A 15,490-nucleotide genomic window follows, 5' to 3' on the forward strand; every position below is an offset into this window, starting at 1 on the left:
GCTTAGTCACTCTTGGGTAAAACCGCTTCTAGACGAGCGGCAATCCGCTCGGGAAGCTGCCGCCGTACCGTCTGCATTGCCTGTTCAATAGCAACCGCAAACGCTCTCTGGTTTGCTGCACCATGGCTTTTAATTACAGTTCCCCGCAATCCTAGCAGGCATGCGCCATTATATTGATCGGGGTTCAAATGACCGAAACGCTTTGATAAGCGTTTTTGTAACAAACGTCCTAGCCATTTCAACCACCAAGATCGTTTTTGTTTTTGCTCTGGGCCTGAAGCGGGTGATTTCAGCAGTGATAGAAACATCCTTACCACGCCCTCTACCGTTTTCAGTGTGACATTACCCACAAAGCCGTCACAGACCATCACATCCGTTTTTCCCGTCAGCAGATCGTTGCCTTCCAGATAGCCGATATAGTTTATTGATGGTGCCTCTTTTAGCTGTGCCGCTGCTTCACGGATAGTGCTTAACCCTTTGTTTTCTTCTTCACCGATATTCAATAACGCAACCCGGGGATTCGTCAGTTCCAGCACTTCTTCTGCCATCACTGAGCCCATCACGGCAAACTGAACCAGCATCGTGCTGTCACAGTCAACGTTCGCCCCCAAATCCAACACGACGGTTTTCCCATGTTGCTGGTGAGGTAACACCGTTACTAACGCAGGTCGCTCAATCCCTTCAAGTGGCTTAATCAGGAGCTTAGCGAGCCCCATAAGTGCACCCGTGTTGCCAGCACTCACGCAGGCCTGTGCCCTGCCGTCTTTAATCAACTCAAGCGCGATGCGCATTGAAGTACCGCGACTCGCACGAATAGCCTGCGACGGCCTCGCATCACTAGCAATAACCGACTCTGCCGGAACAACTTCCAAGCGGGAGAGTAAATTAGAATCGACTTTGGCAAGTAATGGAATAATCGCAGCAGGATCGCCGACTAATAACAAATTGAGAGCTGGATTAGAAGTCAGTGCCTGCAATGCAGCAGGCACTGTTACGCAGGGACCAAAATCCCCGCCCATCGCATCTAACGCCAGAGTTAGGCGTGTCAAGGTATTGCCTTGCAAATAATTCGCAAGAATTACTTGGCAATGACCTTGCGACCGCGGTAGTAACCGTCCGCAGTGATGTGGTGACGCAGGTGAGTTTCGCCAGAAACTTTATCTACGGATACAGAAGCGGTAGTCAGCGCATCGTGTGAACGACGCATACCACGTTTGGAACGGCTAGGTTTGTTTTGTTGTACGGCCATGGACCTTACTCCTTAATTACTTACGCTTTAAACTGGCTAATACGGCAAACGGATTTGGTTTTTCCGCCTCTGCAGGCAGTTGACCAAAAACCATGTCCGCTTCGGACACTTCACAGTGTTCAGAATCATGCACCGGGGCGATAGGCAACATCAGAATAATTTCATCTTCAATCATTGCCAGCAGATCGACTTCGCCAAATTCATCAACGCCGATCGGCTCATACGCTTCCGGTAACGCTTCGGCCTGTTCATCATTGACGACCGGGCTGAAACAGAATGTCGCATGGACTTGATGCTCAAACGGCTTTCCGCAACGTTGACACATCAGTGTGACCGTAACGTCAGCGTTACCGTCGATCACTGCCAGACGCTGATTATCAATATTGAAAGATAAAGAGGCCTGAACATCACTATCCACACTCACCACTGATTCGGCAACACGCTCTACTTGTTCAGCCGAATAGATACCAACGTAATCTAAACGCTTCTGAGCAGTGCGGACCGCATCAAGGGTTAAGGGTAATTTTACCTTTTGCATAGGGCGCGCATATTAACGTCGTAACGACATAGAGTCAAAGAAAAAGGCAGTGGTGCACCACCTTTCACCAATATTCGCTTCCAGAGCGGCGCACAGTTTAAAATGCCTTTCATCATTACGCTACGGTTTATCAAAAAATTATGCAGCAGATTGTTCTCGCCTCAACTTCACCTTACCGTCGAGCCTTATTGGAAAAGCTAACGCTTCCCTTTATTTGCGCATCGCCAGACATCGATGAAACCCCTCGCCCCGGCGAAGACGCCATCGATCTTGTAATCCGCCTGGCTGAAAGCAAAGCGCGAACGCTGGCCGCGCACTACCCCAATCACCTGATTATCGGTTCCGATCAGGTTTGCGTATTAGGTAACGCCATTACGGGAAAACCACACAATAAGGTTAACGCAACACGGCAATTACAGCAGGCCAGCGGAAAATGTGTGTCTTTCTTTACCGGCCTGGCACTTTTCAATAGCGCGACGCAGGAAATACAGAGCCTCGCAGAACCCTTTGATGTCCATTTTCGAACGTTAACGAACGCAGAAATTGATGGTTATTTGGAGAAAGAACAGCCGTGGAACTGCGCGGGCAGCTTTAAAAGCGAAGGATTGGGCATTGCCCTTTTTGAACGGTTATCCGGGAGAGATCCTAATACACTCATTGGGTTACCGCTGATCGCGCTAATAAAGATGTTACAAAAAGAGGGCATGAATCCATTGACGGTGTGAAAGAAATCGGGATAGCCCAATAGAACGCTATCCCGACAGACAAAGACATCGTGATGTGATTAGATTTTTGTCTTGCGCAGCACTTGCAGACAGCGGCGTAACCCGCTATCCAATGGTGCTTCAACTCTCAGCGTCTCACCCGTGTTCGGGTGCTCAAAACGCAGCGCCTGTGCATGCAGAAAGAGACGTTTTAAACCCGTACCTGTCAGTTGCTGATCGAACTCGCGATCGCCGTAACGGTCATCAAACGCGATTGGATGTCCAGCATACTGGGCGTGAACACGAATTTGATGCGTGCGTCCAGTGACAGGACTCGCCCGCACCAACGTCGCATGTTCAAAGCGCTCTTCTATTTTAAAACGTGTTTCTGACGGTTTACCTTCGCTGTTGACCCGTACTATGCGTTCACCGCTTTGCAGGATATTTTTCAACAGCGGCGCCTGAACGACCTTACAGTGCGACTGCCATTGACCGCGAACCAGCGCCAGATAGTCTTTTTGCATACCTTTCAGCCGCAGTTGTTCATGTAGAGAACGTAAGGCCGAACGTTTTTTGGCTACCAGCAAAACGCCCGAAGTATCGCGATCGAGGCGGTGTACTAACTCCAGAAAACGCGCTTCAGGGCGTAAAGCACGTAGCCCTTCAATCACACCAAAGCTCAAGCCACTACCGCCATGTACTGCCGTACCCGAGGGCTTATTCAGCACCAACAGGTAGTCATCTTCATAAATAATGCACTCGGCTAATGCCGCCACTTTGCCAAGACTGGCGGAAACAGGCGTTTCATCGCGTTCTGCCTGTCGCACAGGCGGAATACGAATGACATCACCGTCGAGCAATTTATACTCCGGCTTGACCCGTTTCTTATTTATCCTTACCTCACCTTTTCGCAAGATGCGGTAAACCAAGCTTTTAGGCACACCCTTTAAGTGGGTATGCAAAAAATTATCGATACGCTGCCCCGCTTCATCTGCGGAGATCGTCACAAATTGTACTGAAGGATTATCTGTTTTCATGATGCGCGATTCTAAATAGAGCAACCCGATAGCGCCACTTCTTTTTCTGTGCTTAACTGTGTGTCTGACTTATGAAGATATTGTTGCACTTCCGGATACGTTAGGTTGTAGCATCAAACCCTGTCCGTTTTGGTGATCACAACAGGACTATCTTTATACAGACAGGCAAAGTCACCTTGCTATAACGGTATCAGCAATGGAATAATGCTTTTGCGTTTCCCATGCAGATTTCCGGTAGAACAAGGGGAAATTGCGAAATTATTAAATTTGCCTGATGACGCACACACGCAGCAATGGCGTAAGACGTAATGCGAAATCAAGCAGTTAGCGGGCTGCGGATTGCAGCTTGACCGGCAAATGGAATCAGATCTGGCGACATTATTCAGAAGCTGTTCCCTCAGTAAATGCGCTGTTTTCCATAAGGAAACACAGGCTACCGAAACATGCGTCTCTATGCAGGCGACAACCGGGAGGTTGACGTCCCTGCGATAAGCCACGAGGCCATCGGTTCACTCCGGTCATGCGGTTCTTTTGTCCGCAGCTCTATCAATAATGCAAGTAAAAATAACGAGTAAGTTGAAGATGAAAAGAATGTTAATTAACGCAACTCAGCAGGAAGAGTTGCGTGTTGCCTTGGTTGATGGTCAACGGCTGTATGATTTGGATATCGAAAGTCCAGGTCATGAGCAGAAGAAAGCAAATATCTACAAAGGTAAGATCACCCGTATCGAACCCAGTCTTGAAGCCGCCTTTGTTGATTACGGCGCTGAGAGGCACGGTTTCCTCCCTCTTAAAGAAATTGCCCGCGAATATTTCCCCAGCAACTATGCTTCCCACGGTCGGCCTAACATTAAAGACGTGTTACGTGAAGGTCAGGAAGTCATTGTTCAGGTGGACAAAGAAGAGCGTGGCAATAAAGGTGCGGCACTGACCACCTTTATCAGCCTAGCGGGTAGCTATCTAGTATTAATGCCGAATAACCCTCGAGCAGGCGGTATCTCACGCCGCATCGAAGGCGATGACCGTACCGAACTCAAAGAAGCGCTGGGATCGTTGCAACTGCCCGATGGCATGGGGCTCATTGTTCGTACAGCCGGCGTGGGTAAATCCGCTGAAGCACTGCAATGGGATCTGGCTTTCCGCCTGAAACACTGGGACGCGATCAAAAAAGCCGCGGAAGGTCGCTCGGCACCGTTCCTGATTCATCAGGAAAGTAACGTGATCGTCCGTGCTTTCCGTGATTATCTGCGCCAGGATATTGGCGAGATTCTGATCGACAACCCAAAAATTCTCGAGCTGGCGAAAGAACATATTTCTGCGCTGGGTCGCCCCGATTTCAGCAGCAAAATCAAATTGTACAGTGGTGAAATCCCGCTTTTCAGCCACTATCAGATCGAATCGCAGATTGAATCTGCTTTCCAGCGTGAAGTGCGCCTGCCATCCGGCGGCTCTATCGTTATTGATACCACCGAAGCGCTGACTGCTATTGATATCAACTCCGCCCGTGCAACACGCGGTGGTGATATTGAAGAAACGGCATTTAATACTAACCTTGAAGCCGCAGATGAAATTGCCCGTCAACTTCGCCTGCGCGACCTCGGTGGTCTAATCGTCATCGACTTCATCGATATGACCCCTGTTCGCCACCAGCGTGAAGTTGAAAATCGCCTACGCGATTCAGTACGTCAAGATCGTGCGCGTATTCAGATCGGCCGGATTTCCCGCTTCGGTCTGCTGGAAATGTCACGTCAACGCCTGAGCCCTTCACTGGGTGAATCCAGCCATCATGTTTGCCCACGCTGTAGCGGCACAGGCACGATTCGTGACAATGAATCGCTTTCACTATCGATTCTTCGTCTGATTGAAGAAGAAGCGCTGAAAGAAAACACCAAAGAAGTTCATGCGATTGTTCCAGTCCAGATTGCGTCTTATCTGCTGAACGAGAAGCGTGATGCCGTTAACGCCATTGAGACACGTCAGGGCGGCGTGCGCGCGATCATCGTGCCACACGACGGCATGCAAACACCGCACTACTCCGTGGTTCGTGTCCGTAAAGGCGAAGAAAAGCCGACACTCAGCTATTTGCTGCCTCAGCGTTTGGAAACGGAAACGCAGCAGTTGCAAGACGAACAAACGATCGAACGTAAACAGCCTGAGCAACCTGCTTTAGCAACGTTCAGCATGGCTGAAATGCCAGAAGAAACCACGCCACCTGTTGCCAAAGCGGCTCCTGCAGTAGTGAAAGCCGCGGAAGAAACGCAGCCTGGTCTCATTAGCCGTTTCTTCGGTGCCTTGAAAAGCGTCTTTGCTTCTGAACCGGCCGTAAAAGCTGCGGATAGCGTTGACGAGAAGAAAGCTGAAGAAGAAAAATCGACTGAAGGCCAACGCTCTGAACGTCGGAATTCACGCCGTCAGGGTAATAATCGCCGTGACCGTGGCTCTCGTGACAATCGTGACAATCGTGACAATCGTGACAATCGTGACAATCGTGACAATCGTGAACAGCGTGATGATCAGCGCCGTAACAAGCGACAAAATGACGAAACAGTTACTGAAACTCGCGTTGCGGAAAATGTGGAGAAAGCGGGGTCGGAAGAACAGCCGCGACGTGAACCGCGTGCGGAACGTCAGCGTCGTCGTCAGGACGAGCGCCGCCCAGCGCCGACAGAAGAAAAAGTTCAGCCAGCGACCGTTGATTCCGATGACAATGCAGCCGATCAGGATAAACCTACTCAGGTTATGCAGCGCCGCCAACGCCGTCAGTTGACGCAGAAAGTACGCGTTCAGTCTGAAACGCAGCAGGATGCTCTCTCTGATAACACGGCACCGGTTTCTGAAGCATCGGAGCAAATTCAATCTTACGCTAAGTCAAGTGATGCTGTTGTAGACGGTAACGAGAGCGATAACGAACAAAACGATGCAAATCGTGGCAATGGCGAAAATGGCGGTATGCCACGTCGCTCACGCCGTTCGCCTCGCCACCTGCGTGTCAGCGGCCAGCGTCGTCGTCGCTATCGCGATGAACGTTACCCATCTCAGTCGCCGATGCAGTTGGAATTTGCTGCTGCATCACCAGAGATGGCATCAGGGAAAGTGTGGGTCAGCTACCCTGTCGCCCAGCCACAGCAGACTGAAAGCCAACCGTTGGAAGAAAACGTGGCAGCTATCGAAACACCGCTGTTACCAGTCGTTGTCGATGTCGCCGTGACTGCACAAGCCGAGACTGCGGAATCCAACGCGATTGAAAACGTTGCGATTACTGAAGCAGTCGTTCAGGAAGATGCCGTGGTAACCGCAACAGCACAATCTTCGGACGTTGTTCAGGACAGTAATGTCGTGGATGTCGAAGTAAGTGCTGCTGACGAAGACACTGTCGTTGAGCCAATCACCGAGAGCACAGCGATCGACGATGCCATCGCGGCAATTGCCGTAAATGCGGTTGAAGAAGCAGCAGCCGTTGAGGTTGATGATACTGTTGCGGCTCAGGTAACTGAAAACGCACAGACCGTTGAAGCCGCTGTTGCTGAAGAAAAATCGACAGATGACATCGCTGACGCGACCAAAACAGTTGATGTGACAGAACCGGTTTCTACCCCGGTGGTTTCCGCAGTACAGGAAGTCAGCCAGCCACAAAGCGTTCCGGATGAGCCAGTAATCGCTACCAGCCAGCCGATTGCGGAAGAGCCTGTATCGAGCGTGGCAAAACCAGCGGCTGTTGGTGGTGTCATTGAACAGCCTCGCTATAAACTCCATGCAACGGCACCAATGACTAAAGCTCCGGCCCCGGCATACCACGCCGAGCCGGCTCGACACAGCGATTGGGTACGCCCAGCCTATCCATTCTCAGGAAAAGGCTCGGCAGGCGGTCATACCGCAGTTAACCAATCAACTGCGCCAGCAACCAAGCCTACGCCAGTCAACGAGTAACTCTGACGTTTATAGACAAAACCCGCCAATTGGCGGGTTTTTTATGGGCAGCTTTTCTTAGCCTAAAAAATTCAATAGCTTGATATCTACACTGTCCGTTTTGCCATCCAGTTCGACCAAGAAACTTTTAAAGTGCGCACTTTGTTCATGTGATGCCAAAGCGTCCCGATCTTTCCAGCGCTCGAAAAACACAAATGAACCGGGTTTATCTACAACTTCATGCAGATCATACTGCACGTTGCCCGCCTCCTGTCGGCTGGGTGATACCACACGTTTTAGCGTTGCAGTAACATCAGCAATGAACTCTGCCTTTGCCTGAATCGTGGCAACAATACGAATTTCCATATACATCCCTTATTTATCAATGAAAAGATTATGCTATCAGATGCCAATCTACGCTTAATTTCAAGCATTCATCAACAAACGGATGCATTCAAATGGCTTTACGCTTATCCTTATCCCCCGCCGTATCAGTCCCAAAACCAACCGAAAGACGATGTTTTTCTACTGACCGCCGGAGCGCAATTCCATGACCGCACAGCCCACTATTCTTAAAATCCGTCGCCCTGACGATTGGCACATTCATCTGCGTGACGATCGGATGCTGGAAACCGTTCTCCCCTATACCAGCCGTTTCTTCGGCCGTGCGATCGTTATGCCCAACCTGACGCCACCAATTACCAGCGTTGCTGGTGCGATTGCGTATCGTCAGCGTATTTTTGCTGCGATCCCGCAGGGCGATAACTTTCATCCGCTGATGACGTGCTACTTGACCGATGCGCTGGATGCCAATGAAATTGTGAGTGGCTTTAAGCAAGGCGTCTTTACCGCAGCCAAACTCTATCCAGCCAACGCGACAACGAACTCCAGTCATGGCGTGACCAGCGTCGCCAATATCTCCGGTATTCTGGAGAGAATGCAGAAAATTGGCATGCCGTTACTCATTCACGGCGAAGTGACCGATCCCGCGATTGATATTTTCGATCGGGAAGCTCGCTTCATCGAAACCGTTCTGGAACCATTGCGCCAACAGTTCCCTGAGTTGAAAGTCGTCCTTGAGCACATTACGACGAAAGAAGCAGTGCAGTACGTTGTTGCAGGCAATGATTATCTCGCGGCAACCATTACACCGCAGCACTTGATGTTTAACCGCAATCATATGCTGGTTGGTGGTGTTCGCCCTCACCTGTATTGTCTGCCGATCTTAAAACGTAACACACATCAGCAGGCGCTACGTGAAGCCGTCGCCAGCGGTTGTGAGCGTCTTTTTCTCGGTACGGACTCCGCCCCGCATGCCAAGCATAGAAAAGAATCCAGTTGCGGCTGTGCAGGTGTCTTCAATGCTCAGGCGGCATTGAGTACCTACGCCACGGTGTTTGAAGAAATGAACGCGCTTGATAAACTCGAGGCATTCTGTTCCCTGAACGGCCCACGTTTTTATGGCCTACCGGTGAATGATGGTTGGATTGAGCTTCATCGTGAAGCGGTCACGTTCCCAGAAGAAATTACCCTCGGCGATGAGTCGCTAATTCCTTTCCTAGCCGGACAAAGCCTCAATTGGTCAGTCCGTTAATCGACAAGCCCATCGACATTATGGCGATGGGCTAAATTTTATTGCACGTCTTGTTCTTCATCTTTAATAACTGTATAAATAAACAGTTAAAATTTGGAGGTCAGCATGCGCGTAGAAATCACTCTTACAAAGACAACGCCTTTACCCGCTGGTGCAATCGAAGCACTCAGGTGTGAGCTGGAAAAGCGGATTCACAAAATTTACCCCGAGACCCCCATTCAGGTTCGCTATGCATCCGCCAATAGCCTGACGGTGATGGGGGCTGGCAAAGATGACAAAGATCGTATCTCCGAAATCTTGCAGGAAACGTGGGAAAGTGCCGATGACTGGTTTACGGCAGAGTAATCTAAAGCTTGAAAGATAACGGAGACATAGGCTGTAATGGCAGCTTAAAGCGGCATTCCGCCATGTGCTATGACCGAGGGGATCTGTTATGACGGTAGAAAAACCAGAAGAGGCAATGACATTCGGGGAACTGCTGGAACTGATTGGCGAGCAACAACGCAAGATCGATGCTCTGGAGCTCGCCTTCTCGTCCCTGGCATTCTGCTTCGATGAAAAAGCAAACAAGCTGATGATTCACAATCTGACATTAGAATCTCAGAATGAGAATCGAGATCCTACTGTGAAGAAATACCTTGCTCGACTGGCTACCGCATTGGAGAAAAATGCAGGATCCAGTACTGAATAGTGTTCTACCGTCCTAGTAGCTGCACCGTCGGGATGAAAATCTATTCGTCCCGATGTCTCATTGGATACATTACTTATCCCTTCACCATTTCTGCAGATGTAATATTTTTACGAAAAATTGAAAATATTTCCCATAAATTAAATAAGCAGCAGTATACTGATAATGCTCGTTTAAGAATAATGAGCCACCTGAAGCCTCGTTAGTCACTCATGTTAGTAACTAGTCAATAAGGGGTATTTATGGATAGAAAAAATGAAGTTATTCAGACACATCCTCTTGTAGGTTGGGACATCAGCACCGTTGACAGTTATGACGCCATGATGATCCGTTTGCATTACTTATCCACCTCGGATCAAGCACCAGATGAAGCCCATGTAGACCGGACGCTTTGGCTAACAACCGATGTTGCCAGGCAACTGATACATATACTTGAAGCCGGTATTGCGAAAATCGAATCGACAGACTGTGACGTCAGTGATTATCGAAAACATTAGTAATTGATAGCGTTATTAATATTACATTCAATACCTATTAATTTTTATTGATAACATTTTCTTTAATAATATTTACTTTAGTAACAGTTGTTAAAATAAAAACACCGCCTAAAAGGCGGTGTTTTTATTTTCGGTATATTCTCATTCCTTTATCTCTCACCGCATTTAATGCTAAATTCCCCAATCATAATTAATCACCCCCGTCATTATTATTCCGTAAACAGCATCAGATAAATGCCATATCACCTTATTTTCTCTTACTAACCTTTCTCTTTTTCAGAGAAATAGTTTGTGCGCAATGCCTATTTCAGAAAAACATTCATAACTAAATTGAATAAAATATAAATTTAAATTCAAAAAAATTGTTCATGATTATGATAATGTTAAAATTGAAAAATTTATATTGCTTTTATGTTTTATAATGATTAATTATTAGCCACCACAATGTTATCGATCAGATAAGGAGTTCTTATCATGCTTTGGCGTAATACCCCTTCGCGTTACGGCCATATCAGCATTCTTCTGCACTGGATTGCAGCGTTAACTATCTATGGGATGTTCGCTTTAGGACTATGGATGGTTACATTAGGATATTACGATACTTGGTATCACCGAGCGCCAGAAATTCATAAAGCTGTTGGTATGCTGCTCTTTGCCATCATAATTTTTCGCGTGGTGTGGCGTTTTATCTCCCCCCCACCAGCGCCGTTAAAAAGTTACTCTACATTAACTCGCGTCAGTGCGACGCTGGCACATATCGCACTTTATGTTGTGTTGTTCGGCATCCTCAGCAGTGGATATCTTATTTCCACTGCTGAAGGACACCCTATCTCAGTTTTTGGCTGGTTTTCTATTCCGGCCACTATTAGCGGCTTGACGGATCAAGCCGATATCGCAGGTGACGTGCATCTTTATCTTGCATGGGCGGTTGTCGCTTTATCAGCGCTACACGCTTTAGCCGCATTAAAACACCACTTTATCGATGGTGATAGCACGTTGAAACGGATGTTGGGTCGCAACGTCCCTTAACTTTCTGTACTTATGGAGAAAAATCAATGCTGAAGAAAACACTACTGAGCCTGACCGCTGTATCCATGCTTGCTTCTGCTGGCTCAGCCCTGGCAGCAGAATATAAGTTTGACAAGGAAGGCCAGCACGCGTTTATTGAATTCCGCATTAAGCACCTTGGTTATAGTTGGCTTTACGGTAGCTTTAACGACTTCGACGGCGCTTTTACCTTTGATGAGAAGAATCCATCTGCGGATAAAGTGAATGTCACCATCAACACCAACAGCGTTGATACTAACCACGCTGAGCGTGACAAGCATCTGCGCAGCGCAGAGTTTTTAAATGCGTCCAAACATCCGCAGGCAACGTTTACTTCAACAGAAGTGAAGAAAGACGGCGAAGATTACGATATTACCGGTAATCTGACCTTAAATGGCGTCACCAAGCCCGTTAAGCTGGATGCTAAACTCATCGGTCAGGGGGATGACCCGTGGGGGAACTATCGGGCAGGATTTCAGGCAGAAGGTACGATCAAGCTGAAAGACTTCAACATTACGACAGATTTGGGTCCTGCTTCACAGGATGTAGAACTGATTATTGCCGTTGAGGGTGTTCGCCAGAAATAAGGCTCCACCACACATCTAATAACCGCAAAAAGCCCTTTCCTTTTGAAAGGGCTTTTATATTAGCTATTCCGATTTGTCTTTCGTTACAGGTACTGGAATATGCAACGTTGACTGTAATAATCCTTTAGATTTATTGAAAATCTTCATGCCATTTTCACGCCCGCTGCGTATTGCTCTTTGTTCTTCCAACGGAAGTTTCATTTCATCCTGGCACGGTGTACTACAACAGCCGTCATATTTCTCGGCACAGCTCGGACATTGAATAAATAGAAGATGGCACCCTTCATTACGGCAATTTGTATGGCTATCACACGAAGTACCACACTGATGGCAGTGTGCAATAACGTCATCAGATATACGCTCTCCCATACGTTCATCAAAGACGAAATTTTTTCCGATAAACTTCAACGGTAATCCTTTCGCCTTGGCCTGACGCGCATATTCAATAATACCGCCTTCTACATGGTACACATTCTTAAAGCCATGGTGCAGCATATAAGCGCTGGCTTTTTCACAACGGATCCCCCCCGTGCAATACATGACAATGTTTTTATCACGTGCGCTATCAAGCATATCCACAGCCATCGGTAACTGCTCACGAAATGTATCCGACGGCACTTCCAGTGCATTCTCGAAATGCCCGACTTCATATTCGTAGTGATTACGCATATCAACAAATACGGTATCAGGATCGTCGGCCATCGCATTGACCTGATCGGCTTTCAAATATTGCCCAACATTCGCCGGGTTAAATGTGGGATCATCGATCCCATCAGCAACAATTCGTTCGCGTACTTTCATACGCAATACCCAGAAGGATTTCCCGTCATCCTCCAAAGCGATATTTAAACGAATCTGATCGAGTGCCGGATGTGCACTGAACAAAGTCGCTTTAAAGGCCTCGAACCGGCTATTGGGTACGCTAATTTGTGCATTAACTCCTTCAGTTGCAATATATATGCGCCCAAAGACGTTATGCTGTTCAAGCTCGATATACAGACGATCGCGAAACACTTTTGGATCATCTATCGTAAAATATTTATAGAAGGAAACTGTGGTACGTGGCTCGATTTCCGCAAGCATACGTGCCTTCAGTTCCTCATTGGAAACCCGGTTATGTAACACTGGCATGGTGTACGTTCCTGTCTTCATTGAGGTTAGTGAGTAACATTCATCGCCGGGCCATAGCCCGGCATAGTGAATCGCCCGGCATCATACCTGATAGCACCGAGGCTGTCAGGGCATGAAATGCATAGCGAAACGATAAAAGGTGATCTACCGTAGATAGGTTAGCTTTAGGATTCACTTGCGCTTTCATGAAGTATCATCATCAAAGGATCTGTCATTATGAGTCAGCTTTTCTCCCCTGTATCTCTCGGTCAACTCGAACTGCCTAACCGAATCATCATCGCACCAATGTGTCAATATTCGGCCGAGAATGGCAAAGCGACAGCCTGGCATACGATGCACTTAGGTAACCTGTCACATTCTGGCGCAGGACTGCTCATTATTGAGGCCACTGCGGTTTCACCAGAAGGCCGAATTTCTCCGCATGATCTTGGGTTATGGAATGACACGACCGAACACGCGCTTGCTAACGTGATCCACTCTGTTAAAACCTATTCTGCCATGCCTCTTGGTATACAGTTGGGACATGCCGGGCGCAAAGCGTCAACGGGTGTTCCGTGGAGTGGGCGAGCATTTCTGCGTCCAGAGCAGGGAGGATGGCAGACTTTCGCGCCATCTGCCGTTCCTTATAATGCCAGCGATGATGAGCCATTGGCGATGTCAGAGCAGCATATCCGCACGCTCGTTGAATCCTTCGTTGACTCAGCGAAACGCGCAGACCGTTTGGGCTTTGATCTGATAGAGATTCACGCCGCTCACGGTTATTTACTGCATCAGTTCCTTTCCCCGCTGACAAATCAGCGCGCAGATAACTATGGCGGTTCACTTCAAAATCGGATGCGGCTGATCATTGAAATTTACCGCGCAGTACGAAACATTTTTCCTGCACATAAAGCCGTTGGTGTTCGCATTTCTGCAACAGATGGTGTTGAGGGAGGCTGGGATCTGGAGCAGTCTGTACAGCTCAGTAAAGCGCTGCACGAAGTCGGCTGTGATTTCATTCATGTATCCAGCGGCGGACTATCACCATTACAGCAGATTCATCCGGCACCTAATTATCAAGTGCCCTATGCGCAGCGGATAAAACAAGAAGTTGGCATCACCACTATCGCCGTGGGGTTGATAACCGAACCGGAGCAGGCAGAAGCCATCGTTGCAACGGGTGAGGCAGATGCGATTGGGCTGGCTCGCGCCGTACTCTTCGACCCACGCTGGCCCTGGCATGCTGCCGCCAGACTCGGGGCGCAAGTATCCGCCCCTCCTCAGTACTGGCGCAGCGAACCACGTTATGCCAGAGGAATTTTCAAACAATAACGGGAATACGCTGTATCAGGCGGACGATTCTACCGGGATCGTCCCTTTTCCATTTCACCACCCACTGCGCTAGCGGCGGCCCAAAGACGTCCTGATAACAATGAGATTAATACTATTTTTCGAATAAAAAACAGTTAATAATATGGCATTAATTTGTTTTATTGGTGAATAAGCGTAATAATCCGTCTTGTAGTTAACCATTAACTCGTTTCTTAACGGTTCGTGTACTGACCCGTACTACAATGTTGATACTGAGACTATGACACAAATCCCTTCTTTTAATCATTCATTGCTACATCCACGTTATTGGCTCATCTGGTTGGGAATCGGCATCCTTTACCTTATCGTCTTGCTACCCTACCCCATTATTTATCGTATCGGTTGCACTCTCGGCTATCTGGCGATGCGCCTGCTGCCGCAACGAGTCAAGATCGCCGCCCGCAATCTTGAACTGTGTTTTCCTGAGATGCCGCAAATTGAACGTGATGCGCTAGTCAGGAAAAACTTCGAATCTGTCGGCATGGGAGTGGTTGAAACCGGTATGGCCTGGTTTTGGCCAAATTGGCGTCTCGAACGCTGGTTTACGGTCACAGGCCTTGAGCACATACGCCCAGAGAATGAGCGAGAACAAGGGGTATTACTCATCGGACTGCATTTTTTAACGCTAGAACTTGGTGCACGAGTTTTTGGCATGCACAACCCGGGTGTCGGCGTGTATCGTCCAAATGATAACAAGTTGATTGACTGGTTACAGACGTGGGGCAGACTGCGCTCCAACAAATCCATGATCGATCGAAAAGATCTTAAAGGCATGATACGCGCCCTCAAACAGGGTGACATCATCTGGTATGCCCCAGACCATGACTATGGCCCACGTAGCAGCGTATTTGCCCCTCTGTTTGCAGTAGACACTGCGGCCACAACCCGCGGTAGCTATATGCTGATAAAAACAGCACGCCCGGCAATTATCCCTTTTGTACCGTGCCGATTGCCTGAAGGAAAAGGTTATGAACTGCGGATCCAGCCTGCTGAGCAAAGTGCGCCGGTAGACAGCGAAATCGTGACGGCAGCCTGGATGAATAAGGTTGTTGAAAAGAATATTCTGCTCGCACCGGATCAATACATGTGGCTGCATCGCCGTTTCAAAACCCGCCCAGAAGGCGAACCATCCCTTTATTAACTCATTCCATTTCAGAAACAA

General features: G+C 48.3%; 16 protein-coding genes. 10 read left to right on the forward strand and 6 right to left on the reverse strand.

Going from position 1 to position 15,490, the window contains the following annotated elements; translation table 11 throughout:
- Nucleotides 1-2: 2 nt before the first annotated feature.
- From plsX to yceD, 3 genes are read right to left on the reverse strand one after another with little or no spacing between them, the layout of a single operon-like run.
- Entirely contained in the window at nucleotides 3-1,049 is a 1,047-nt protein-coding gene (plsX, locus tag A7983_RS21795) for a phosphate acyltransferase PlsX (RefSeq protein WP_005970515.1), read from the reverse strand.
- A 29-nt stretch (nucleotides 1,050-1,078) separates the two neighbouring features.
- Entirely contained in the window at nucleotides 1,079-1,249 is a 171-nt protein-coding gene (gene rpmF, locus A7983_RS21800) for a 50S ribosomal protein L32 (protein ID WP_005970518.1), read from the reverse strand.
- 16 nt (nucleotides 1,250-1,265) lie between these two features.
- Nucleotides 1,266-1,787: a 23S rRNA accumulation protein YceD gene (gene yceD / locus A7983_RS21805; protein ID WP_005970520.1), complete on the reverse strand. Its 522-nt coding sequence runs from the start codon at nucleotides 1,785-1,787 to the stop codon at nucleotides 1,266-1,268.
- 140 nt (nucleotides 1,788-1,927) lie between these two features.
- Between yceD and A7983_RS21810 the strand changes: the two genes are divergently transcribed.
- The gene (locus A7983_RS21810) at nucleotides 1,928-2,512 is read left to right on the forward strand and encodes a Maf family protein (protein WP_005970522.1); all 585 of its coding nucleotides are present in this window, start codon (nucleotides 1,928-1,930) and stop codon (nucleotides 2,510-2,512) included.
- 59 nt (nucleotides 2,513-2,571) lie between these two features.
- On the opposite strand, the gene rluC is transcribed toward A7983_RS21810, so the two are convergent.
- Nucleotides 2,572-3,528, reverse strand: a complete 957-nt coding sequence (rluC, locus tag A7983_RS21815) for a 23S rRNA pseudouridine(955/2504/2580) synthase RluC (protein WP_039478687.1) — start codon at nucleotides 3,526-3,528, stop codon at nucleotides 2,572-2,574.
- A gap of 582 nt (nucleotides 3,529-4,110) precedes the next feature.
- Between rluC and rne the strand changes: the two genes are divergently transcribed.
- Nucleotides 4,111-7,455 (forward strand): ribonuclease E, encoded by a 3,345-nt coding sequence (gene rne / locus A7983_RS21820; protein WP_005970529.1) that lies wholly within the window; start codon nucleotides 4,111-4,113, stop codon nucleotides 7,453-7,455.
- 57 nt (nucleotides 7,456-7,512) lie between these two features.
- Here rne and A7983_RS21825 read toward each other — a convergent pair whose 3' ends face one another.
- Nucleotides 7,513-7,800, reverse strand: a complete 288-nt coding sequence (locus A7983_RS21825; protein WP_005970531.1) for a putative quinol monooxygenase — start codon at nucleotides 7,798-7,800, stop codon at nucleotides 7,513-7,515.
- Between the two features lie 184 nt (nucleotides 7,801-7,984).
- On the opposite strand from A7983_RS21825, the gene pyrC reads away from it, so the two are divergent.
- The 6 genes from pyrC (at nucleotide 7,985) to A7983_RS21855 (ending at nucleotide 11,847) form a co-directional block, all read left to right on the forward strand.
- Entirely contained in the window at nucleotides 7,985-9,028 is a 1,044-nt protein-coding gene (gene pyrC, locus A7983_RS21830) for a dihydroorotase (protein ID WP_005970533.1), read from the forward strand.
- Nucleotides 9,029-9,133: 105 nt separating this feature from the next.
- Nucleotides 9,134-9,373 (forward strand): DNA damage-inducible protein I, encoded by a 240-nt coding sequence (gene dinI, locus A7983_RS21835; RefSeq protein ID WP_005970537.1) that lies wholly within the window; start codon nucleotides 9,134-9,136, stop codon nucleotides 9,371-9,373.
- A gap of 88 nt (nucleotides 9,374-9,461) precedes the next feature.
- A complete protein-coding gene (locus tag A7983_RS21840) occupies nucleotides 9,462-9,719 on the forward strand; it encodes a hypothetical protein (protein WP_005970540.1) in 258 nt (85 codons plus the stop codon).
- Between the two features lie 239 nt (nucleotides 9,720-9,958).
- Complete coding sequence (gene bssS / locus A7983_RS21845) at nucleotides 9,959-10,213, forward strand: biofilm formation regulator BssS (protein ID WP_005970542.1); 255 nt, start codon at nucleotides 9,959-9,961, stop codon at nucleotides 10,211-10,213.
- A gap of 474 nt (nucleotides 10,214-10,687) precedes the next feature.
- Nucleotides 10,688-11,242 (forward strand): cytochrome b, encoded by a 555-nt coding sequence (locus tag A7983_RS21850; RefSeq protein ID WP_005970544.1) that lies wholly within the window; start codon nucleotides 10,688-10,690, stop codon nucleotides 11,240-11,242.
- A gap of 29 nt (nucleotides 11,243-11,271) precedes the next feature.
- Nucleotides 11,272-11,847 carry a YceI family protein gene (locus A7983_RS21855; protein WP_137741669.1) on the forward strand — a complete coding sequence of 192 codons (576 nt, stop codon included), beginning with the start codon at nucleotides 11,272-11,274 and terminating at the stop codon, nucleotides 11,845-11,847.
- Between the two features lie 63 nt (nucleotides 11,848-11,910).
- Here the strand turns inward: A7983_RS21855 and trhO are convergent, their stop codons facing one another.
- On the reverse strand, nucleotides 11,911-12,978 hold the full coding sequence (gene trhO, locus A7983_RS21860; RefSeq protein WP_005970548.1) for an oxygen-dependent tRNA uridine(34) hydroxylase TrhO: 1,068 nt from the start codon (nucleotides 12,976-12,978) through the stop codon (nucleotides 11,911-11,913).
- A 216-nt stretch (nucleotides 12,979-13,194) separates the two neighbouring features.
- On the opposite strand from trhO, the gene A7983_RS21865 reads away from it, so the two are divergent.
- Together A7983_RS21865 and A7983_RS21870 are read left to right on the forward strand one after the other, a co-directional pair.
- Entirely contained in the window at nucleotides 13,195-14,289 is a 1,095-nt protein-coding gene (locus A7983_RS21865; protein WP_005970550.1) for an NADH:flavin oxidoreductase/NADH oxidase, read from the forward strand.
- A gap of 259 nt (nucleotides 14,290-14,548) precedes the next feature.
- Entirely contained in the window at nucleotides 14,549-15,469 is a 921-nt protein-coding gene (locus A7983_RS21870) for a Kdo(2)-lipid IV(A) acyltransferase (RefSeq protein WP_005970552.1), read from the forward strand.
- Nucleotides 15,470-15,490: the final 21 nt, after the last annotated feature.

Origin of the sequence: Pectobacterium wasabiae CFBP 3304, from assembly GCF_001742185.1 — a bacterium.
Lineage (GTDB): Bacteria > Pseudomonadota > Gammaproteobacteria > Enterobacterales > Enterobacteriaceae > Pectobacterium > Pectobacterium wasabiae.